Genomic DNA, 20217 nt, shown 5'->3' on the forward strand with positions numbered 1-20217 from the left:
CCCCCCCCGGCACAAGCATCCCCATGACAACGCAGTCGTTTGATGTGGCCGTGCTCGGCGCCGGCCTGGCCGGGCGCCTTTGCGCCTGGCAACTGGTGCGTGCCGGCCTGCGCGTGGCGCTGGTCGAGCGCGGTGGCCCCGACGGCGTTGGCTCGGCCGCGCACGTCGCCGCGGCAATGCTCGCGCCCCTGGCGGAATCCGCCATTGCCGAGCGCCGCATCGTCGAGCTTGGCACCGCCAGCGTCGACCTCTGGCGCGCCTGGGTGGCCGAATTGCCGGAACCGGTGTTCTTCCAGGAGGACGGCACGCTGGTGGTATGGCATACCCGCGACCGCAGCGAGATGTCGCTGTTCACCAGCCGGGTGCGCGCGGTGGCGCCGCCCGAACTGGTGGCCGAGCGCATGCGCGCGCTGGACGGCAATGGCGTGGCCGCGCTCGAGCCCGCGCTCGCGGGCCGTTTCTCCCAGGGGCTGCTGCTGGCCGGCGAAGGCCAGCTGGACAATCGCGGCACGCTGCGCGCATTGCTGGCATGCGCGGTGGCAGGCGGGCTGCATTGCGTCTGGGAGGCCGGTGAAATCGAAGCGGGCGACCTGCCCGCGCTGGGTATCTGCGCGCGCACGGTGCTGGATTGCCGTGGCCTTGGCGCCCGCGCCGCCTGGCCGGGGCAGCCCGCCGCGCACGGCAGCATGCCGGGATTGCGCGGCCTGCGCGGTGAAGTCGTGCGCGTGCACGCACCCGAGGTCAAGCTGCATCGCCCGGTGCGCCTGCTGCACCCGCGTTACCCGATCTATATCGCGCCCAAGCCCAACGACCTCTACGTGATCGGCGCCACCGAGCTCGAAAGCGAAGATGAGTCGCCGATGAGCGTGCGCTCCGCGCTGGAGCTGCTCTCCGCGGCGTATTCGCTGCACCCCGCCTTTGGCGAGGCGCGCGTGCTGGAACTCAATGTGCAGCGCCGCCCGACGCGCCCGGATCACCTGCCGGCCATCCGGGTTGACCAGCATGCCCGCATCGTGCGCCTCAACGGCCTGTACCGGCACGGCTTCCTGATCGCCCCGGCGGTCACCGAGGCCGCCTGCCAGGTTGTGCAGGCTCTGCTCGACGACGATCCTGCCGCGCATGCCGTGCCCGCCTCGGTGCGCTGGCCGGGCATGATCGCGGCCGCGCTCGATACCGTCGCCGGCTCGCCGGTGCTGCACTGAACGACAATGACCATGGATATCCTGCTCAACGGCCGTGCGCTCGCCCTTGCCGATAACGCCACGCTGGCCGATGCGGTGGCGGGCGCGGGCATCGCGCCGCCATTTGCCGCCGCGCTTAACGGCCAGTTCGTGCCACGCGCCGCACATGCGGCGACTGTGCTCGCCGCCGGCGATCGTATCGACCTCGTGCAACCCGTGACGGGAGGCTGACCCCAAATGACCTTCAATTCCGCAGAACCCCGGCGCGACCTGTTCGCCGACCCCTTCGTGCTCTATGGCGAGTCGTTTGCCTCGCGCCTGTTGCTGGGTACCGCGCGCTATCCGTCTCCCGCCACGCTGCAGGCCGCGGTGGAGGTGGCCCGGCCCGCCATGCTGACGGTGGCGCTGCGCCGCCAGGGCTCGGTCGGCGATGGCGAGGGCGGCCAGGCTTTCTGGCAGATGCTGCGCTCGCTGAACGTGCCGGTGCTGCCCAATACCGCCGGCTGCATGGCGCCGCAGGAAGCCATCACCACTGCCATGATGGCGCGCGAAGTGTTCGAGACCGACTGGATCAAGCTTGAGCTGGTGGGCGACGACTACACGCTGCAGCCCGATACGCTCAACCTGCCCGCCGTGGCCGAGACGCTGATCAAGGAAGGCTTCAAGGTGCTGCCGTATTGCACGGAGGACCTCGTGCTGTGCCGCCGCCTGCTGGACGTGGGCTGCCAGGCGCTGATGCCCTGGGCCGCGCCCATCGGCACCGGCAAGGGCGCCGTCAATCCGCACGCCATGCGCCTGTTGCGCGAACGCTTGCCGGATACCCCGCTGATCGTCGACGCAGGCCTCGGGCTGCCGTCGCACGCGGCCCAGGTGCTGGAGTGGGGCTACGATGGCGTGCTGCTGAACACCGCCGTGGCGCAAGCTGCCTATCCGGTCAACATGGCACGCGCCTTCGCGCTGGCTGTGGACGCGGGCCGCACGGCCTACCTGGCCGGCCCCATGCCGGAGCGCGATATCGCTCAGGCCAGCACGCCGGTGGTGGGCATGCCGTTCTGGCACGCCGAAGGCGCGGAGGATCGCGCATGACCCGCAATCCTCTCCCGGCCGGCTTCGACGGCGCGCTGCGCGACACGCTGCTGGCGCGCTATGGCGCCACCTTCGGCACCAGCGACAAGGCCTGGCGCGCGTGGGTGCAGGGCAACGCCCCCGCCGCGCTCGGCGATGCCGACGTGGTGCTGTTCGATGGCGAGGCCGACGAGGCCACGCTGGCGCGCATTGCCGGCGCCGGCGCCATCGCCATCGAGAGCGACCGCGAAGGCGGGCAATGGAGCGACACCGTGCGCTCGCCGATGGGCACCTGGGTCTTCAGTGCCCATGCCGACGACGACACCGCGCATTCGCCGGCCTTCGTCGCCGTGCTGCTGGCTTGCCTGGCGCTGCATTTCCCCGCGCACGACGCGCTCTGCCTGGCGCGCGCCTGGCAGCCGGGCTCGCTGGACTGGCCGGTGGACTTCGCGCGCTTCCCGCACGTGCGCCACGCCGCGCTGGTCGCGCCGGAGCAGCGCGCCGAGCCCTTCGCACCATGCCCGCCGCTGGCTTTGTACGCGGTGGTGCCCAGCGCCGAATGGATCGAGCGGCTGGTGCCGCTGGCGGTGCCCACCGTGCAGTTGCGCTTCAAGTCCGACGACGCGCAGGCCGTGCGCAGCGAGATCGAGCGCGCCGCCAAGGCAGCGCGCGGCAGCGCTTCGCGCCTGTTCATCAACGATCACTGGCGGGCTGCCATCGACTACCACGCCAGCCAGGGTGGCGACAGCGGCATCTATGGTATCCACCTCGGCCAGGAAGACCTCGACGAAGCCGACCTCGATGCGCTGCGCGCCTCCGGGCTGCGCCTTGGCGTGTCCACGCACGGCTATGCCGAGATGCTGCGCGTGGCCACCATCGGCCCGAGCTACCTTGCGCTGGGTGCGATCTTCCCGACCACCACCAAAATCATGCCGACCGCGCCGCAAGGCCTGGGCCGCTTCCACGCCTACGTCAAGCTGATGCAGCCTGTGGTGCCCTCGCTGGTGGGCATCGGCGGCGTCGATGCGGTGCGCTTGCCGGAGGTGCTGGCGGTTGGCGTCGGCAGCGCGGCCGTGGTGCGCGCGATTACCGAGGCGGCCGACGTGCCGGCGGCGGTGACGAATCTGCTGGGGATGTTCCCGGCGGCTTGATGTGCCGCCGGGCCCGGAGCGAGGGTACGCATGCGTGCGCCTGACCGCTCTCACTCCGGGAGTCCAAGCTTGCACATTCTGCCCGCATACCGATGCCTGTCATTCGCCTGGCGACACCCGAAGACGTACCCGGCCTGCCTGCCATCGAACGCGCGGCGGCTGAACTATTCCCCGAATCCGACCTGCCTGCCGCGCTGCGCCAGCAAGTCACGCCGCTCGAAGACCTGCAACGCGCGCAGCGTGAGCGCCGCCTGTGGGTCGCCATCGCCCCCGACGGCACGCCAGCCGGCTTCGCGCTCGCCAGCGTGCTTGGCCAGCATGCCTGCCTTGACGAGATGGACGTCCACCCCGCCCACGCCCGCCGCGGCATCGGCCGCGCACTTGTGCGCGCCGTAGCCGATGGTTTGCGCCGGCAAGGCCTGCAGTCGCTCCATCTCACCACCTTCAGCCACCTGCCGTGGAACGCGCCGTTCTACGCAAGCCTCGGCTTTCGCCGTCTCGATGAAGCCGATCTCAGCCCGGCGCTTTGCGCCGCACTGGCGCGCGAGGCGGCGCTCGGCTTGCGCCAACGCATCGCCATGCGCCTGGCGTTGTGAGCCATGCCGGCGCCGCGCTGCGTTACGATGGCGCCGTGCCATCCACTCCGGCGAACCCCATGATCTCGTCCCAGTTCATCAGCCGCGTCACCCTGCGGCGCGACATCGTCGACAGCTTCGAGCGCTACCCCTTCAGCCTGCCCGCAGTGCGCACGCTGGACGCGATGGAGATGCACCCCAAGGTGACCTTCCTGGTTGGCGAGAACGGATCGGGCAAGTCCACGCTGATGGAAGCCATTGCCGTGGCCATGGGCTACAACGCCGAGGGCGGCTCGCGTAATTTCAGCTTCGGCACACGCCGGTCGCATTCAGTGCTGCACGAATACCTGCGCGTTGCGCGCGGCTTCAAGCGCCCGCGCGATGGCTTCTTCCTGCGCGCGGAGAGCTTCTTCAACGTGGCCACGGAAATCGAGCGCCTGGACCAGGAGCCGGCTTTCAGTCCGCCCGTCATCAACGCCTACGGCGGGCGTTCGTTGCACGAGCAATCGCATGGCGAATCGTTTCTCGCGCTGATGATGCATCGCTTTGGCGGCAATGGGCTCTACCTGCTCGACGAGCCCGAGGCGGCGCTGTCGCCGCAGCGGCAACTGGCGGTGCTGTCGCGCATCCATGATCTGGCAGAAGACGGCTCGCAGTTCATCATCGCCACGCACTCGCCGATCCTGATGGCCTATCCGAATGCGTGGATCTACGCCTGCTCGCCGGATGGCGTGGCGCGGATCGACTATCAGGACACCGAGCACTTTCGCGTGACGCGCGATTTCCTGGCCAATCCCGAGCGCATGCTGCGCGTGCTGTTTGGCGACGAGCCGGGCGGCGAGAGCGAGCCGGTCTAGATGCTCCGCTATCCCACGCTGATCGTTTCGATGATGATGCTGTTTCTCACATTCAGTGGCGGGGATGCACACTGGATCGCCGGTGCTGGCATGTTTGACCGAGCGTTGCAGGGCGGCGCCTTTGTCTGGATTTTCCTGTTTTGCTTCCTGGCCTACATTCCGCTCCTGGTGCTGGTAGCCAGCTACACGCTGCGGAATCTGCTGGCGCTCTACCTGTACAGGAACCGGCGCGCTGTCGTCAGCCTGTTCCTGTTTTCCGTGATGCCATCGATCGCGCTCTATCGCTTCAATGCCTGGTTCGTGCGGGAGATCCTGTAGGCGCTGGCAAGCGCCTGCGCTCAGCCGCGCGCGCCACGCTCCAGGATCTTGTACAGATGCGAGCGTGAAATGCGCAATTGCTCCGCCGCGCGCTTCTTGTTGCCACCGTGCCGCGCGATGGCTTGCAGCACGGCCTCGTACGCGACTTCCCGCAAGTCCGCCGGCGATGCGGCGCGCGCATCGATCCCAGCCTCGTCCACCGCCCCATTCGCCGCCCCATCCGCCGCCTCATCCAGCGCCTCGCCATACGGCAACGGCGGCTCGTTCAGACTGTGCGCCACCGCGCTTTCCTCACCCCGGGCGAAATCCGCTGCGCGCAGCACGCGTGCGTCGCAGAACACCAGCGCTTCTTCGATCTTCTGCCTGAGCTGGCGCACATTGCCCGGCCATCGCCGCTCGGCCAGATAGCGCGGCACCTCGGATGCCACTTCCGGCACCGGCACCTGGTTGCGCGCGCAGAAGCCGCGCACGAAATGGGTCAGCAGGGCAGGGATGTCCTCGCGCCGCTGGCCCAGCGCGGGAATGCGCAGCACCACGCCGCTCAGGCGGTAATACAGATCCAGGCGGAAGCGTCCGCCATCGATCAGCGCCTGGATGTCGCGGTTGGTTGCCGCTACCAGCCGGAAGTCCACGCGCTGCGCCTGGCGGCTGCCCAGCCGTTCCACCATATGGTCCTCCAGCACGCGCAGCAGCTTGACCTGCATCTCCATCGGGATATCGGCAACCTCGTCGAGAAACAGCGTGCCGCCAGCGGCCTGCTCCAGCTTGCCGGCCTGCCCATGGCGATGGCTGCCCGTGAAGGCGCCCGCCGCATGCCCGAACAGTTCGGCCTCGATCAGCGTGGCGGGCAGCGCGGCCAGGTTCAGGCTGACCAGCGGCTTGCCCTGGGCCGCGCGGCTGGCACCGTGGATGGCGCGTGCCACCAGTTCCTTGCCGGTGCCGCTTTCGCCGAGGATCAGCACCGGCACGTCCAGGCGCGCTACCGTGTCGATCTCACGGCGCAGCCGCTGCATGGGTGCGCTATCGCCAATCAGCAGGCCGGGGCCGGCGCCGGCTTGCTGCTCGCGCAACGCGTCGAGCTCGCGTTGTGTTTGCGCCAGTTGCGAGCGCAACTGCGTCATCTCGCGGTGCATGCGGCCGATGGCTTCAGGCTCCTTGAAGAGGATCTGGCCGATGGCGCCAACCACCTCGCCCGCAGCGCTGATCGGGAGGCGGTTCACCACGCGTGTCACCCCGTTCATCTCCTGCAACTGCCCGATCTCGGCTTTGCCGCTGGCCGCTACCTGCGCCAGGCGCGAATTGGGGATGACGTCCACCGCGGGCCGGCCCGTGCCTTCACCGGTGCGCAGGCCGAGGAATTTCTCGTGCACCGGGCTGATGAAACGCACGTTGCCCGCGCGGTCCGCCACGGTGATGGCCTGGTAGGGGTTGGTGATGAAGTGATCGAGGATCGCGCCGGCAAAGGGTACCGCGCCGAGGAAGTCGAAGAGGGCTGCGTCACGCTCGGCCGGGCGCAGCAGGATGACCTGCCGCTCGCGGTCGCGCAGACGCATGGCGATGAAGCGGTGCGCGGGCTTTCCGTCGGGGCCAGGCAGGCTGCATTCGAACAGGCGGCCGGCATCCTGGGGGGAGTCGCCGTCGCCAGCGAGCCCTGTGCTGGCGGCTAGCGCGGCGGTTGCCAGCGTGGCGTTGGCGGCGAGTCCCAGGCCGGCTAGTAGGTCTCCCGCGTGGCTGGCGACCAGTACGCCAAGGCTGTCTTCGGTGCCGGGGAAAGTGTCTTCGGGTGTCGCTGATGACGACATGTTGTGTCTCCGTCGTGGGCACTTTTGTGTCCTTATTGCGAACACAATATCAGCGAGCCATAAAAAGAACAATGAAATCAAGGGCTGGCGAGCCTGGCACGTTTGCTGCCTTTATGCGTTCAGATAGCCCACGACCATAACAACAGCACTGAGGAGACCGCCGTGTCCTGGCAGCCCGAAATCGATGAACTGGCCTACCGCAAGCAACTCGCCGCGCAGCTCGGCGGCCCCGACAAGGTCAAGCGGCACAAAGACGCCGGCAAGCTGACCGTGCGCGAGCGCATCGACGCGATCGCCGATGCCGGATCGTTCCGCGAGGTGGGCGCGCTCACCGGCAGCGGCCAGTACGACAGCAATGGCCGCCTGGTGGGCCTGACGCCCGCCAACCTGGTGATGGGGCGCGCCAAGGTGGACGGCCGCCCGGTGGTGCTGGTGGGCGATGACTTCACCGTGCGCGGCGGTGCCAACGACGGTGCCGTTGGCGAGAAGCTGATCCACGCCGAGAAGATGGCGCACGACCTGCGCTTGCCCATGGTGCGGCTGGTAGATGGCACCGGCGGTGGCGGCTCTGTGCGCAATATCGAGAACAAGGGCTACACCAACATCCCCACCATGAAGGTGTGGCAGCACGTGGTGGAGAACATGTCACTGGTGCCGGTGGTGTCGCTGGCGCTGGGCTCGGTGGCCGGCATGGGCGCGGCGCGCGTGGCCGCGAGCCACTACTCGGTGATGGTCAAGGGCACCGCGCAATTGTTCAACGCCGGCCCGCCGGTGGTGGCGCGCATTGGCCAGGTACTGGAGAAGAACGAGCTCGGCGGCAGCCAGATCCATACGCGCAACGGCGTCGTCGATGACGAAGTGGCGAGCGAGGAAGAAGCCTTTGCGCGCGCGCGCCGCTTCCTGTCCTACCTGCCGGGCTCGGTGCATGAACTGCCGCCGCGCGTTGAGCCAACCGATGATCCCGCCCGCCGCGATGAATGGCTGCTCAGCGCGATCCCGCGCGACAGCCGCTCCGTCTACAAGGTGCGTCCCATTGTCGAGACGCTGGTGGACCAAGGCTCCTTTTTCGAGATGGGCCGGCACTGGGGCCGCGCCATCGTGGCCGGGCTGGCCCGCGTGGATGGCTGGCCGGTGGCGGTGGTGGCGAGCGATCCGTATCACTACGGCGGTGGCTGGGACGGCCCCACCGCGGAGAAATTCATCCGCTTCGTGGACCTGGCCGAGGCCTTCCACCTGCCGGTGATCAACATGGTCGATATCGCCGGCTTCCAGATCGGCCTGGAAGCCGAGAAGGCCGGCACCATGCGCTACGGCGTGCGCGCGCTGGCCGCGGTGTACCAGGCCACCACGCCGTGGTGCTCCGTGATCCTGCGCCGCGCCTATGGCGTGGCGGCCGCGGGGCACCAGCATATGGGCCGCTTCAACTTCCGCTACGCATGGCCGTCCGGCAACTGGGGCTCGCTGCCGATCGAGGGCGGGCTGGAGGTCGCCTACAAGGCCGAGATCGAAGGCGCCGATGATCCCGTGCAAAAGCGCGCCGAGATCGAGCAGCGCGTGCGCAGCCTGACGTCGCCGTTCCGCAGCGCCGAAGCCTTCGTGGTGGAAGACATCATCGACCCGCGCGATACGCGCTCGCTGCTGTGCGAGTTCGCCAACCTGGCGGCGCCGCTGCGCGAGCCGGGCGTGCGCAAGTTCGGCATCCGGCCCTGAGACGACAGGCCGTCAGGCAAATCAGACACAAGCAAAACAATGGAGACCGCCTTGCCCAATCACCGACCTATCCTTGTGCACCGCCCGACCCTCGATGCCATCGTTGCCGCCACGCTGTCCGTTGGCGCCGCGCTGCTCCCCGCCACCGGCGCGCAGGCACAGGAGCACTGGCCGCAGAAGCCCGTCACCATCGTCGTGCCGTTTCCCGCCGGCGGCATGACCGACCTGCTGGCGCGCCGCATCGCGCGCGACATGCAGGCCGAGTTCAAGCAGCCGTTCGTGGTGGATAACCGCGCCGGCGCCAGCGGCCAGATCGGCACCGAGATCGTGGCGCGCGCCAACCCGGACGGCTACACGCTGCTGGTCAGCGCCACGCACCAGGTGATCAATCCCGCGGTGCGGCCCAAGCTGCCGTACAACGCCAGCAAGGACTTCACCCCGATCGCGCTGCTGGCGACCACGCCCAACGTGCTGGTGGTGAACAACAATGTGCCGGTGTCGAACCTGCAGGAATTCCTTGCGTACGCGAGCAAGCAAAAGGACGGCTTGTCGTTCGGCTCATCCAGCATCGGCGGCGCCACGCATATGTCGGGGGAGCTGCTGCGGCTGATGACCAACACGCCGCTCACGCATATTCCCTACAAGGGCGCGGCGCCGGCGCTGTCGGACCTGCTCGGCGGCCAGATCCCCGCGCTGTTCCATGACGTGATGACGATGGCGCCCTATGTGAAGGACGGCAAGGTCAAGGCCATCGGCGTGACCTCGGCCAAGCGCAGCGAGGCCTTGCCCAATGTGCCCACCATTGCCGAGCAGGGCGTGCCCGGCTACGAGGCCACCACGTGGATTGGCTTCTATGGTCCGGCCAACCTGCCCAAGCCGCTGGTGGAACGCCTGAACCGCGACGCCGTGAAGAGCATGAACACGGCGCAGTCCAAGGCTAACCTGGCGCAGAGCGGCACCACGCCCGGCACGCTGAATCCCGAGCAGTTCGGCGCGTTCGTACAGGCGGAACTGGTCAAGTGGAAGCGCGTGGCCACCGAAGCCAAGGTGAAGGTGGATTGAGATGAGCGACAACATTCTTGAACTGCTGGCCCCGCGTTCGGTTGCCATCCTTGGTGCCTCCGATAATCCGATCAAGGCCGGCGGCCGGCCGATCGATTACATGCGCCGCTACGGCTTTGCCGGGCATGTGTATCCGGTCAACCCCAAGCGCGCGCAGATCCAGGGCCTGCAGGCTTATCCCGAACTTGCCGCGTTGCCCGATGCGCCCGATGTCGTGGTGGTCAGTGTTGCGGGGCCGGAAGTCGAACAGGCCATCGACCAGTGCCTGGCGGTCAAAGCGCGCGCGGCGGTGATTTATTCATCGGGCTTTGCGGAGCTTGGCGAAGCCGGTGCGGCGCAGCAGCGCAGGCTGGTCGAGCGTGCGCGCGCGGGCGGTTTGCGCTTGTTCGGCCCCAATACGCAGGGCGTGGCCAACTTCCGCGATGGCGCCATCCTGCACTTCTCCACCATGGTCAACGAGGAAGCCGGCCAGGACGGGCCGGTTGCCATCGTCAGCCAGAGCGGCGCGGGCTCTTCCATCGTCTACGGTGGCCTGCGCCGCAAGGGCATCGGCGTGCGCTATATGGTGGCGACCGGCAACGAGGCGGACATCACTGCCGCAGAGGTGCTGCGCGCGGTCGCGGCCGATCCGGACATCCGGGTGCTGCTGCTCTACATCGAATCGCTGAAAGACCCGGCTGTGCTGGCGCAGGCCGCGCGCGTCGCGCATCAGCGCGACATTCCCATCCTCACGGTCAAAGCTGGCCGCACGCAGGCCGGGCAACTCACCGCCAGCTCGCACACCGGAGCGCTGGCCGGTGAGGACACGCTAGCCGACGCCTTCCTGCGCCAGCACGGCATCCAGCGTGTGGCGGATTTCCGCGAGCTGGTCGAGTACAGCCAGGTGTTTATTGGCGGGCAGCGTCCGCGTGGACGCAAGGTGGTGGCGATCAGCAATTCCGGCGCTACATGCGTACTGGCGGCCGATGCCGCCGAGGACCAGGGTCTCGCGCTGTGCCAGTTCGAAGGCGATGGGCAAGCCGCGCTCAAGGCAGTGCTTCCATCGTTCGTGTCGGCGCGCAATCCGATCGACATGACCACCGCGCTGCTGGGCCAGCCGCATATCTACGGGAAGACGCTGGAAGTGGTGGCCGCGCAGCGCCAGGCCGACATGATCTGCGTGGGCTTTCCTATCGGCGGCGAGGGCTACGATTTTGCCGACTTCTCGGCGCAGACCGGCCGCTTTGCCTTGGCCAGCGGCGTGCCGGTGGCGGTCAGCGCCAACCAGGAGTGGGTGGCGCAGGCGTTCCGCGCGCAAGGCGTGCCGGTGTTCGACAGCGAGCGTGCCGCCATGCGCGCACTGGGCATGCTCGCGCGGCACGTGGACGTGAATGCCGCCGCGTTGGCCGAGCCCGCCGCGCTGCCGCCGGTGTTCGCCAAAGACGAGGCGGGTGACAGCGTATCGCTCGACGAAGTGGCAAGCCTGGCGGCGCTGGCGCAGGCCGGTCTGCCGGTTGTGCAACATCGCCTGTGCCGCAGCGCGGATGACGTGCGCCACGCGCTGCGCGAACTGGGCGCGCCAGTGGTCGCCAAGGGCGTTTCGTCCGATATCACGCACAAGTCCGAGCTCGGGCTGGTGCGCCTCGGCCTTGCCGACGAGGCGCAGGCACTGGCTGCCTTCCATGACCTGGACCGTGTGCTGCGAGGGCTGTCTGCCAGCCAGGGTATCCAGTATGGCGGCGTCTTGCTGGCACGCCAGCAACGCGGCGCTTTCGAGTTGGCGGTGGGCGCGCACATCGACGACGTCTACGGACCGGTGGTGATGGTGGGGCAGGGCGGCGTGCTGGTCGAAGCGATAGACGACGTGCAGTTTCTCGTCGCGCCCTTCAACGCCACGCAGGCGCGCGAGGCCATCGGCCGGCTGCACATTGCGCGCGCCTTCGGCGCGCTGCGCGGCATGGAGGCGGTCGATGTGGATGCGCTGGCGCAAATGCTGGTGCGCCTGGGCGACTGGATGGTGCAGGCGCAGGGACAGGTACGCTCGGTGGACGCCAATCCGGTCATGGTAAGCCGCGCCGGCGTGGCGCCGGTGCTGGTCGACGCGGTGGTGATCCGCGCGGGAGAAACGTCATGAATGCCAAGACGAAAGCCGGCGAAACGTTACGTCCAGCACGTCCGGTACGCCGCGTGCTGGTCGCGAATCGCGGCGCGGTAGCGGCGCGCATCATCCGCGCGCTGCGCGGGCTGGGCCTGGAATCGGTCGCGGTGTACTCGGATGCCGACGCCGGCTTGCCCTACCTGCGCGAAGCCGATGCCGCGCTGCACCTGGGCGAAGCGCCGCCGCTGGCCAGCTACCTGGACCAGAACAAGCTGCTTGAAGCGGCGCGCGCCAGTGGCGCCGACGCGGTGCATCCCGGCTATGGCTTCCTGTCGGAAAACGCCGCTTTTGCCGAGCGCGTGGAAGCCGCCGGCCTGTGCTTTATCGGCCCGTCCCCGCACTGGATCCGGCGCCTTGGCCACAAGACCGAAGCGCGCGCTTTCATGGCCGCGCAAGGCATGCCGCTGGCGCCCAGCTCCGAGGTGCTGCCCGACGACATGGACACCGTTGCCGCCGCGGCGCAGGGTATCGGCTATCCGGTGCTGATCAAGCCCGCCGGCGGCGGCGGCGGCATCGGCATGGTGCCGGTGCGTGACGCGGCCGGCTTGGCCGCTGCCTGGCAGCAGGCGCGCTCGGTGGCGCAGCGCAGCTTTGGCCAGGCCGAGTTGTACCTGGAGAAGCTGGTCGAGCAGCCGCGCCATATCGAGTTCCAGGTGCTGGCCGACCGCCACGGCGGCGTGCGCATCCTGTGGGAGCGCGATTGCTCCGTGCAGCGCCGTCACCAGAAGGTCATCGAGGAAGCGCGCGCGCACGGGCTGGACCGTGCCGAGGTGCAAGCCATGGCGACCAAGCTCTCGGCATTGCTGTCCGGCATCGGTTACGACGTGATCGGCACGGTGGAAATGCTGCACACGCCGGCCACCGGATTTGTCTTCCTGGAAATGAACACGCGCCTGCAGGTGGAGCACGCCGTCACCGAGCAGATCACCGGCGTGGATATCGTGGCCGCGCAGATCCGGCTGGCGCGCGGCGAGCGCATCGATGATGTGCTGCCGGGCGGCCAGGTCCCCGCGCAAGGCCATGCCATCGAGGCGCGCGTGTATGCCGAGGACCCGGTGCGCTTCTTCCCGTCGCCTGGCCCGCTGCAGGTATTCCGTCCGCCGCAAGGCGCGGGCATCCGCGTGGAAACCGGCTACGCCGAAGGCGCCCGCGTCACGCCGTACTACGACCCCATGCTGGCCAAGGTGATTGCCACCGGCGCCGATCGCGGCGAGGCCATTGCCACGCTGCGCGCGGCGCTGCGGGATTTCGCCGTTGCCGGCGTCAAGACCAATATCCCCTTCATCCTGCGCGTGCTCGCGCATCCCGATTTCCTGGCCGGGCGCATCGATACCGCGCTCGTCCAGCGTGTGCTGGCCACGCCTGCCGCAGAGAACCCACAACCTACACAGAGAGCTGCCTGATGAACAAGATCGAAGCCGCGGTAAGCGGCCATGTCTGCGCCATCCACATCGAAGTTGGCGCTACCATTGCGGCCGGCGACGCCGTGATGATGATCGAGTCCATGAAAATGGAGATCCCGCTCGAATCCGAACATGCTGGCGTGGTCAGGGCCATCCTGGTGCAGCCTGGCGATGCCGTCGCCGAGGGCCAGGCGGTGGTGGAACTCGCATAACTCGCATAACGCGAATAAGGAAGAATTGTTTTGGAAAGTCCCGCTCAGATTGTCCCGGTAGCGCCGGGCACACCCGAGAAACCCTACTTTGGCATCGACGTGCCGCTGATGCGCCATCTTGGCCTGCAGCCCGTGCGGATGGAAGAGGGCCTGTGCCGCACGCGCCTGCCGGTCAGCCAGTTCCTGGTCAACAGCCGGGGCGACGTGCACGGCGGCACCTTGATGGCCACGCTGGATTTCACGCTCAGCGGCGCCGCGCGCTCGCATGCGCCGCTGGAAACTGGCGTGATCACCATCGATATGTCCACGCATTTCCTGGCTGCGGCACGCGGTGAACTGCACCTGGAAGCGCGCTGCATGCGGCGCGGCGCGCGCATTGCGTTTTGCGAGGGTGAAGTGAAGAACGCCGCTGGTGAAGTGGTTTGCGTGGCACGCGCGGCGTTCAAGCTGGTGCCGCTGAGCAGCGGCGGCGACTGACGCTTCAGGCGTTGCCGCTGGCCGCGCGGTAGACCTGGGCGAAGCGCGCCTGCTGGACGACGCCGTAGTCGTTCGGCGCGTATTGCATCAGCCAGTCGCCAGCCGCGCCATGCAGCACGTCGCCGCCGGCCGAGCGGGCGATGCTGAAATCCTGGTCCATGCGTTTGGCCAGCACCACGCCCGGGATGTTCTGGTAGGCGCCATCCTGGCCGTGTGTGCCGGCTTGCAGCGGTTCGTACTTGGGGTCGAAGCGTTCGCGCGAGACGACCCAGCGGTCGCCGGTGGAGCCGGTGATGATGGCGTCGCCGGGCTGGTAGCGGTTGGGCCCTTCGAGGCTGATGAGTTCGCCGGGTTCTTTGGCGAAGGCTACCTGGACTACTTCGTGTTTTTGGTAAGGGGCAGCAGCAGGGTCGGTGCGCAGGTCGATCTGGGTGAGGGTGGGCATGGCGTGGCGAATGTCAGGCTGGGGCGCAAATCATACCGCTGGTTCGCTCCCCGCTCCTTAGCCCAGTACTTAAGCCAATACTTAACCCAGCACCCGCGGCGCAAAGCCGTGATTGAGCGGCCCGTTGCCCGTCCCAAGCGCAAAGTCGGCACCCGCCACAATCGCATCGGCCACGAAATCCAGCGCCACTTCCACCGCGTCTTCCACCTTATCGCCCCTTGCCAACTGGGCAGCAATGGCTGCGGCCAGTGTGCAGCCGGTGCCATGCAGGTTGCGGGTGTCGACCCGCTGATGCCTGAACACACGTACAGTGCCGTCGGCACTCAACAGCAGGTCGTCCAGGCCGGCATCGGCTGGATCCAGGTGCCCGCCCTTGAGCAGCACCGCCGGGCAGCCCAGCGCGGCCAGGTCGCGTGCGGCTTGCTCCATCTCTTCGCGGCGGGTGATCTCTCGGCCCAGCAGGTAGGACGCTTCCGGCAGGTTGGGCGTGACCAGCACGGCGCGGGGGAACAGCAGGCGCACCATGGCCTGGGTGGTGGCGTCGTCCGCCAGGGTGGCGCCGGAGGTGGAGATCATGACCGGGTCCACCACCAGTTGGCGAATGCCATGGCGGTCCACAGCGGCAGCCACCGCCTCGACGATGGCGGCGGTGCCCAGCATGCCCGTCTTGGCCGCATCCACGCCGATATCGCTGGCAACCGCGTCGATCTGGGCCGCTACCATGTCGGCCGGGATGGCATGCACGCCGGTCACGCCGAGCGTGTTCTGCGCCGTGATGGCGGTGATGGCGCTCATGCCGAAGCAGCCCAGCGCGGCAAAGGTCTTGAGATCGGCCTGGATGCCGGCGCCGCCGCCCGAGTCGGAGCCGGCGATGGTCAGGGTGCGCGGGGGGCGGTGTGTCGTCAGGGTCATGTGCTGGGCCGGCGGTCAAGAAAAATTCACGGCGGTGGCGGTGCCAAGCGTGCCAGGGCAGGCTACAATACCGCCACTCCGAGGAGCGTTGCAACGAATGGGCCTTATTGTGCCATTCGCCAGGCTCGGACTGTCTTCAACGGCGCTCGCTGATCCGTGGCATACACACGGAGGCGAGTCGACCTATCCGCCCGTTATGCAAAGGCCTTGGTTTTCACCATCCCTGCATGGCGCGGCCGTATTCCCCGCACTCGTCCTTCGTCGCCACTCTTCATCGGAGTGAAACATGAACGCAGTGACTGACCTGAAGAACGATTACCTCGTGGCCGACCTGGGCCTCGCCGGCTGGGGCCGCAAGGAAATCGCCATCGCCGAAACCGAAATGCCCGGCCTGATGGCCATCCGCGACGAGTACGCCGCCGCCCAGCCCCTGAAGGGCGCGCGCATCGCCGGCTCGCTGCACATGACCATCCAGACCGCCGTGCTGATCGAGACGCTGGTGGCGCTTGGCGCCGACGTGCGCTGGGCATCGTGCAACATCTTCTCGACCCAGGACCACGCTGCCGCGGCCATCGCTGCTTTGGGCACGCCGGTGTTCGCCTTCAAGGGCGAATCGCTGAAGGAATACTGGGACTTCACCCACCGCATCTTCGACTGGAAGGATGGCGGCACCCCCAACATGATCCTGGACGACGGCGGCGATGCCACGCTGCTGCTGCACCTGGGCGCCCGCGCCGAGAAGGACGCATCGCTGATCGCCAACCCGGGCAGCGAGGAAGAAACCTTCCTGTTCGCCGCGATCAAGGAAAAGCTGGCCAAGGACCCGTCCTGGTACAGCCGTAACCTGGACGCCATCAAGGGCGTGACCGAGGAAACCACCACGGGCGTGCACCGCCTGTACCAGATGGCGCAAAAGGGCGAGCTCAAGTTCCCCGCCATCAACGTCAACGACTCGGTGACCAAGAGCAAGTTCGACAACCTGTATGGCTGCCGTGAATCGCTGGTGGACGGCATCAAGCGCGCCACCGACGTGATGATCGCCGGCAAGGTTGCGCTGGTGGCCGGCTACGGCGACGTGGGCAAGGGCAGCGCGCAGGCACTGCGCGCCCTGTCGGCCCAGGTGTGGGTGACCGAAGTCGACCCGATCTGCGCACTGCAGGCCGCGATGGAAGGCTACCGCGTGGTGACCATGGAATACGCTGCCGACAAGGCCGACATCTTCGTCACCTGCACCGGCAACTACCACGTCATCACCCATGACCACATGGCCAAGATGAAGGACCAGGCCATCGTCTGCAACATCGGCCACTTTGACAACGAGATCGACATCGCCTCGCTGGAAAAGTACGAGTGGGACGAGATCAAGCCGCAGGTCGACCACGTGGTGTTCCCCGCCGTGGGCGATCAACCCAGCAAGAAGATCATCATCCTGGCCAAGGGCCGCCTGGTGAACCTGGGCTGCGGCACGGGCCACCCGTCGTACGTGATGAGCAGCTCGTTCGCCAACCAGACCATCGCCCAGATCGAACTGTGGCAGGAACGCGAAAGCGGCAAGTACCCGGTCGGCGTCTACACGCTGCCCAAGCACCTGGACGAAAAGGTCGCGCGCCTGCAGCTGAAGAAGCTCAACGCGCAGCTGTCCGAGCTGACCGAGCAGCAAGCCGCCTACATCGGCGTGAGCAAGCAAGGCCCGTACAAGGCCGATCACTACCGTTATTGATCTGCCGGTGACCGGCGGCTGATCTGCGTTTGATCGACCGCCGCCTTGTCAACCCGCGGCGCCCGCGCGCCGCGGGTGCCGTGCCCCGAATCCGTTTTACCCAAGCGAAGGAGTCGTCATGAGATTGCTGGCCGTCTGGATCATCAACGCCGCCGCGCTGTTCCTGGTGGGCAGCCTGATCGATGGGGTTCATCTTGGCAGCTTCGGCTCGGCCATGATCGCCGCGCTGGTGCTTGGCCTGGTGAATACCTTGATCCGCCCGATCCTGGTGATCCTGACCTTGCCGGTGACGCTGCTGACGCTTGGCCTGTTCATCTTCGTGATCAACGCACTGCTGTTCCTGTTCGTGGGCAAGCTGCTGGCTGGTTTCGTGGTCACCGGCTTTGGCGCGGCCCTGCTCGGCTCGATCCTCTACAGCGTGATTTCCTGGGCCCTGTCGAGCGTGCTGCTCGGCGAACGTCGCAGCGCCTGACGCCGTCCGGCGTCCCATGCCAATTTTTCAGCGCGCCGCGCCATAGGCGGCGCGCCACCATCATGCAAGACCGCTACTTCAGCTTTGAATTCTTCCCGCCCAAGACGGCGGAGGGCGCCGAGAAGCTGCGCAACACGCGTGCGCAGCTCGCTCCGCTGCAGCCCAAGTTCATCTCGGTGACCTTCGGTGCCGGCGGCACCACCCAGCAGGGCACGCTGGACGCCGTGCTGGAGATCCAGCGCGAAGGCATCGAGGCCGCGCCGCATTTGTCGTGCGTGGGTTCCTCGCGCGAGAGCATCCGCGATATCCTCAAGACCTACCGCGAAGGCGGCATCCGCCATATCGTCGCGCTGCGCGGCGACATGCCGTCGGGCATGGGCGAGATCGGCGAGTTCCGCTATGCCAACGAGCTGGTGGAGTTCATCCGCGCCGAGACCGGCGACTGGTTCAACATTGAGGTGGCGGCTTATCCCGAGTACCACCCGCAGGCCAAGTCGCCCCGCCACGATCTCGAGAACTTCGTGCGCAAGGTCAAGGCTGGCGCCGACTCGGCCATCACCCAGTATTTCTTCAACGCCGATGCGTACTTCCGTTTCGTCGAGGACGTGCGCGCCATGGGTGTGGACGTACCGATCGTGCCGGGCATCATGCCGATCACCAATTCCTCGCAGCTGATGCGCTTCTCCGAAATGTGCGGTGCCGAAGTGCCGCGCTGGGTGGCCAAGCGGCTGGAAGGCTTCGGCGATGACCGCGAGTCGATCCGCGCCTTTGGCCTGGATGTGGTCACCGCGCTGTGCGAGCGCCTGCTCGCGGCCGGCGTGCCGGGGCTGCATTTCTATACGCTCAACACAGCCAGCGCGACCAAAGCCATCTGGCAGCGCCTGAAGCTCTAAGGCATCCGCCCGCGCCAGCGACATGCCAGCCCGCCGCCCCGACCCCTTCATCGACCATCTGCTCGAACTGCTGGGGCCGCTGGCGGCGCGCATTGGCCCGATCACCGCGCGCCGCATGTTTGGCGGCCACGCCCTGTACTACGACGGCCTGGTGTTCGCGCTGGTGCTGGGCGGGCGCTGCTACCTGAAAGTGGACGACCAGACGCGCGGGGGCTTCGAGGCCGAGGGCGGCGAGCCGTTCCGCTACAGCCGCAACGGACGCGAGATCTCCATGCAGCATTACCTGAGCGTTCCACCAGCCTGCCTGGAATCGGCCGAGGCCATGACGGCCTGGGCGCGGCTTTCCGTGGAATCCACGCTGCGGCTGGCCAACCAGGCGGGCTGAGGCGCCGCCGGGCGGTGGCATACTTTGGCCCATGGCCACCGACCCTGCCACCGTCACCGCCACGTTTCGTTTCTACGAGGAACTGAACGATTTCCTGCCGCGCGCGCAGCGCGGCCGGGATTGCGTGTGCGCCTGCGCGCGCGCCGCCACCGTCAAGCACATGATCGAAGCGCTGGGCGTGCCGCACACCGAGGTGGAGCTGATCCTGGTAAACGGCGAGTCATGCGGCTTCGAGCGGCTGCTTCAGGATGGCGACCGCGTCTCGGTCTATCCCCAGTTCGAAGCCTTCGACGTCACACCGCTGCTGCGCGTGCGTGCCGAGCCGCTGCGCGCGACCCGCTTTGTTGCCGATGCCCACCTGGGCGGGCTGGCCCACCTGCTGCGCCTGACCGGCTTTGACACGCTTTACGACAACCACTACGCCGATAGCGAGATCGAGGCCATTGCCATGCGCGAAGGCCGCATCGTGCTCACGCGGGACCGCGAGCTGCTCAAGCGGCGCGGGGTCACCCATGGCTGCTACGTGCGCGCCATCAAGGCCACGCCGCAATTGCGGGAGATCTTCGCGCGGCTCGACCTGGCCCGTAGCGCGCGGCCGTTCTCGCTGTGCCTGGACTGCAATGCGCCGCTGCGGGCGATCGACAAAACCGAGGTCGACGGCCGCGCGCCGCCGGGCGTGCTCGCGCGCCAGGCGCGGTTCGTGACTTGCGATTGCTGCCAGCGCGTGTTTTGGGAGGGATCGCATTGGCGGCATATGCGGGATCTGGTGGATGAGTTGGTGCCTGCGGGGCGGTTGTAGTGGGTGGCTTTGTTCAAATCCCTCAAAACACCCCCCTCTCACTAACCACCCAATCCATCGGCAGATCATGCTCCTGCGGCACCAACGCAATCCGGCAGGCCTCATGCCCGATGCCGATCGCAACCGGCGCGTTCGCGCTGGCAGCCAGCGCCGCCAGCGTGCGGTCGTAGAACCCGCCGCCATAGCCCAGGCGGAACTTATCCTCGCTAAAACCGACACATGGAATCAGCAGTACGTCCGGCAGCAAGGGCGGCGTGCCGTCGGGCACGGGAATGCCGTAATGCCCGGCAACCATTGGCGTCGCCGGTTCCCACTGGTGGAAATCCAGCGGCGCGCCCGGCCGGCTTACCACCGGCAGGGCCGCTTGCCGTCCGGGGGCGCCGGCAAGCCAGCGCGAGACCACGCCACGGGGGTCGAACTCCTGCTGGATCGGCCAGTAGAAGCCCAGGCGATGCACGGGCAGGCGCTCCAGCAGGGCGGCCAGCGCGGCTTCGATGCCGGCGTCGGCGGTGGGGCGCTGCGGCAATGCGCCGCGCAGCGCCAGCAACTGACGCCGCAGTGCCGCTCGCGGCACGCCGGAGTCGGGCTTTCCGGGCTCGCCGGAGGGGCTGCGAACGTCGTCGCTGAGCATGGCTGCGTGG

The 20217-nt window shown here is 67.6% G+C and carries 22 protein-coding genes and 1 riboswitch; of the genes, 18 read left to right on the forward strand and 4 right to left on the reverse strand.

The window, feature by feature from the left end:
• Positions 1–23: 23 nt before the first annotated feature.
• The 7 genes from AC1RWI_RS00430 (at position 24) to AC1RWI_RS00460 (ending at position 5147) form a co-directional block, all read left to right on the forward strand.
• Positions 24–1202: an FAD-dependent oxidoreductase gene (locus AC1RWI_RS00430; protein ID WP_043343122.1), complete on the forward strand. Its 1179-nt coding sequence runs from the start codon at positions 24–26 to the stop codon at positions 1200–1202.
• Positions 1203–1214: 12 nt separating this feature from the next.
• Positions 1215–1412, forward strand: coding sequence for a sulfur carrier protein ThiS (thiS, locus tag AC1RWI_RS00435; RefSeq protein ID WP_043351166.1), 198 nt, complete (start codon positions 1215–1217; stop codon positions 1410–1412).
• Positions 1413–1418: 6 nt separating this feature from the next.
• Positions 1419–2267 carry a thiazole synthase gene (locus tag AC1RWI_RS00440; RefSeq protein WP_043343126.1) on the forward strand — a complete coding sequence of 283 codons (849 nt, stop codon included), beginning with the start codon at positions 1419–1421 and terminating at the stop codon, positions 2265–2267.
• On the forward strand, positions 2264–3397 hold the full coding sequence (locus AC1RWI_RS00445) for a thiamine phosphate synthase (RefSeq protein ID WP_492863786.1): 1134 nt from the start codon (positions 2264–2266) through the stop codon (positions 3395–3397). Before AC1RWI_RS00440 ends, AC1RWI_RS00445 begins: the two co-directional genes overlap by 4 nt.
• Positions 3398–3489: 92 nt before the next feature.
• A complete protein-coding gene (locus AC1RWI_RS00450; protein ID WP_043343131.1) occupies positions 3490–3993 on the forward strand; it encodes a GNAT family N-acetyltransferase in 504 nt (167 codons plus the stop codon).
• Between the two features lie 59 nt (positions 3994–4052).
• Entirely contained in the window at positions 4053–4829 is a 777-nt protein-coding gene (locus tag AC1RWI_RS00455; protein ID WP_043351167.1) for an AAA family ATPase, read from the forward strand.
• Positions 4830–5147: a hypothetical protein gene (locus tag AC1RWI_RS00460; protein WP_043343135.1), complete on the forward strand. Its 318-nt coding sequence runs from the start codon at positions 4830–4832 to the stop codon at positions 5145–5147. It abuts the gene before it with no gap.
• 20 nt (positions 5148–5167) lie between these two features.
• Here the strand turns inward: AC1RWI_RS00460 and AC1RWI_RS00465 are convergent, their stop codons facing one another.
• Positions 5168–6949 (reverse strand): sigma-54 interaction domain-containing protein, encoded by a 1782-nt coding sequence (locus AC1RWI_RS00465; RefSeq protein WP_492863788.1) that lies wholly within the window; start codon positions 6947–6949, stop codon positions 5168–5170.
• Positions 6950–7111: 162 nt separating this feature from the next.
• On the opposite strand from AC1RWI_RS00465, the gene AC1RWI_RS00470 reads away from it, so the two are divergent.
• From AC1RWI_RS00470 to AC1RWI_RS00495, 6 genes are read left to right on the forward strand one after another with little or no spacing between them, the layout of a single operon-like run.
• Positions 7112–8659, forward strand: coding sequence for an acyl-CoA carboxylase subunit beta (locus tag AC1RWI_RS00470; protein WP_492863790.1), 1548 nt, complete (start codon positions 7112–7114; stop codon positions 8657–8659).
• A gap of 51 nt (positions 8660–8710) precedes the next feature.
• Positions 8711–9721, forward strand: a complete 1011-nt coding sequence (locus AC1RWI_RS00475) for a tripartite tricarboxylate transporter substrate binding protein (RefSeq protein ID WP_492863792.1) — start codon at positions 8711–8713, stop codon at positions 9719–9721.
• Between the two features lies 1 nt (position 9722).
• Positions 9723–11834: an acetate--CoA ligase family protein gene (locus AC1RWI_RS00480; protein WP_492863794.1), complete on the forward strand. Its 2112-nt coding sequence runs from the start codon at positions 9723–9725 to the stop codon at positions 11832–11834.
• Entirely contained in the window at positions 11831–13261 is a 1431-nt protein-coding gene (locus AC1RWI_RS00485) for an acetyl-CoA carboxylase biotin carboxylase subunit (RefSeq protein ID WP_052494404.1), read from the forward strand. Before AC1RWI_RS00480 ends, AC1RWI_RS00485 begins: the two co-directional genes overlap by 4 nt.
• On the forward strand, positions 13261–13473 hold the full coding sequence (locus AC1RWI_RS00490) for an acyl-CoA carboxylase biotin carboxyl carrier protein subunit (RefSeq protein ID WP_492863797.1): 213 nt from the start codon (positions 13261–13263) through the stop codon (positions 13471–13473). The genes AC1RWI_RS00485 and AC1RWI_RS00490 overlap by 1 nt, the downstream gene beginning before the upstream one ends.
• Positions 13474–13503: 30 nt before the next feature.
• The gene (locus AC1RWI_RS00495) at positions 13504–13950 is read left to right on the forward strand and encodes a PaaI family thioesterase (RefSeq protein ID WP_492863799.1); all 447 of its coding nucleotides are present in this window, start codon (positions 13504–13506) and stop codon (positions 13948–13950) included.
• Positions 13951–13954: 4 nt separating this feature from the next.
• On the opposite strand, the gene AC1RWI_RS00500 is transcribed toward AC1RWI_RS00495, so the two are convergent.
• A complete protein-coding gene (locus tag AC1RWI_RS00500; protein ID WP_043343150.1) occupies positions 13955–14395 on the reverse strand; it encodes a PGDYG domain-containing protein in 441 nt (146 codons plus the stop codon).
• An 81-nt stretch (positions 14396–14476) separates the two neighbouring features.
• Positions 14477–15307: a bifunctional hydroxymethylpyrimidine kinase/phosphomethylpyrimidine kinase gene (gene thiD, locus AC1RWI_RS00505; RefSeq protein ID WP_043343151.1), complete on the reverse strand. Its 831-nt coding sequence runs from the start codon at positions 15305–15307 to the stop codon at positions 14477–14479.
• A gap of 74 nt (positions 15308–15381) precedes the next feature.
• A riboswitch (S-adenosyl-L-homocysteine riboswitch) is annotated at positions 15382–15462 on the forward strand.
• A gap of 131 nt (positions 15463–15593) precedes the next feature.
• On the opposite strand from thiD, the gene ahcY reads away from it, so the two are divergent.
• The 5 genes from ahcY to AC1RWI_RS00530 all read left to right on the forward strand — a co-directional run bounded on the left by ahcY (position 15594) and on the right by AC1RWI_RS00530 (position 19576).
• A complete protein-coding gene (gene ahcY, locus AC1RWI_RS00510; protein WP_492863802.1) occupies positions 15594–17027 on the forward strand; it encodes an adenosylhomocysteinase in 1434 nt (477 codons plus the stop codon).
• A 118-nt stretch (positions 17028–17145) separates the two neighbouring features.
• Positions 17146–17499: a phage holin family protein gene (locus AC1RWI_RS00515; protein WP_043343157.1), complete on the forward strand. Its 354-nt coding sequence runs from the start codon at positions 17146–17148 to the stop codon at positions 17497–17499.
• Positions 17500–17561: 62 nt separating this feature from the next.
• The gene (gene metF / locus AC1RWI_RS00520) at positions 17562–18392 is read left to right on the forward strand and encodes a methylenetetrahydrofolate reductase [NAD(P)H] (RefSeq protein ID WP_043343160.1); all 831 of its coding nucleotides are present in this window, start codon (positions 17562–17564) and stop codon (positions 18390–18392) included.
• A gap of 22 nt (positions 18393–18414) precedes the next feature.
• Entirely contained in the window at positions 18415–18777 is a 363-nt protein-coding gene (locus AC1RWI_RS00525) for a TfoX/Sxy family protein (protein ID WP_043343164.1), read from the forward strand.
• Positions 18778–18808: 31 nt separating this feature from the next.
• Positions 18809–19576, forward strand: a complete 768-nt coding sequence (locus tag AC1RWI_RS00530) for a Mut7-C RNAse domain-containing protein (RefSeq protein WP_043343167.1) — start codon at positions 18809–18811, stop codon at positions 19574–19576.
• Positions 19577–19598: 22 nt separating this feature from the next.
• On the opposite strand, the gene AC1RWI_RS00535 is transcribed toward AC1RWI_RS00530, so the two are convergent.
• Positions 19599–20207: a 5-formyltetrahydrofolate cyclo-ligase gene (locus tag AC1RWI_RS00535; RefSeq protein ID WP_236701956.1), complete on the reverse strand. Its 609-nt coding sequence runs from the start codon at positions 20205–20207 to the stop codon at positions 19599–19601.
• Positions 20208–20217 lie beyond the last annotated feature (10 nt).

The sequence above is a fragment of the Cupriavidus sp. MPR-AND1C genome (assembly GCF_058809705.1).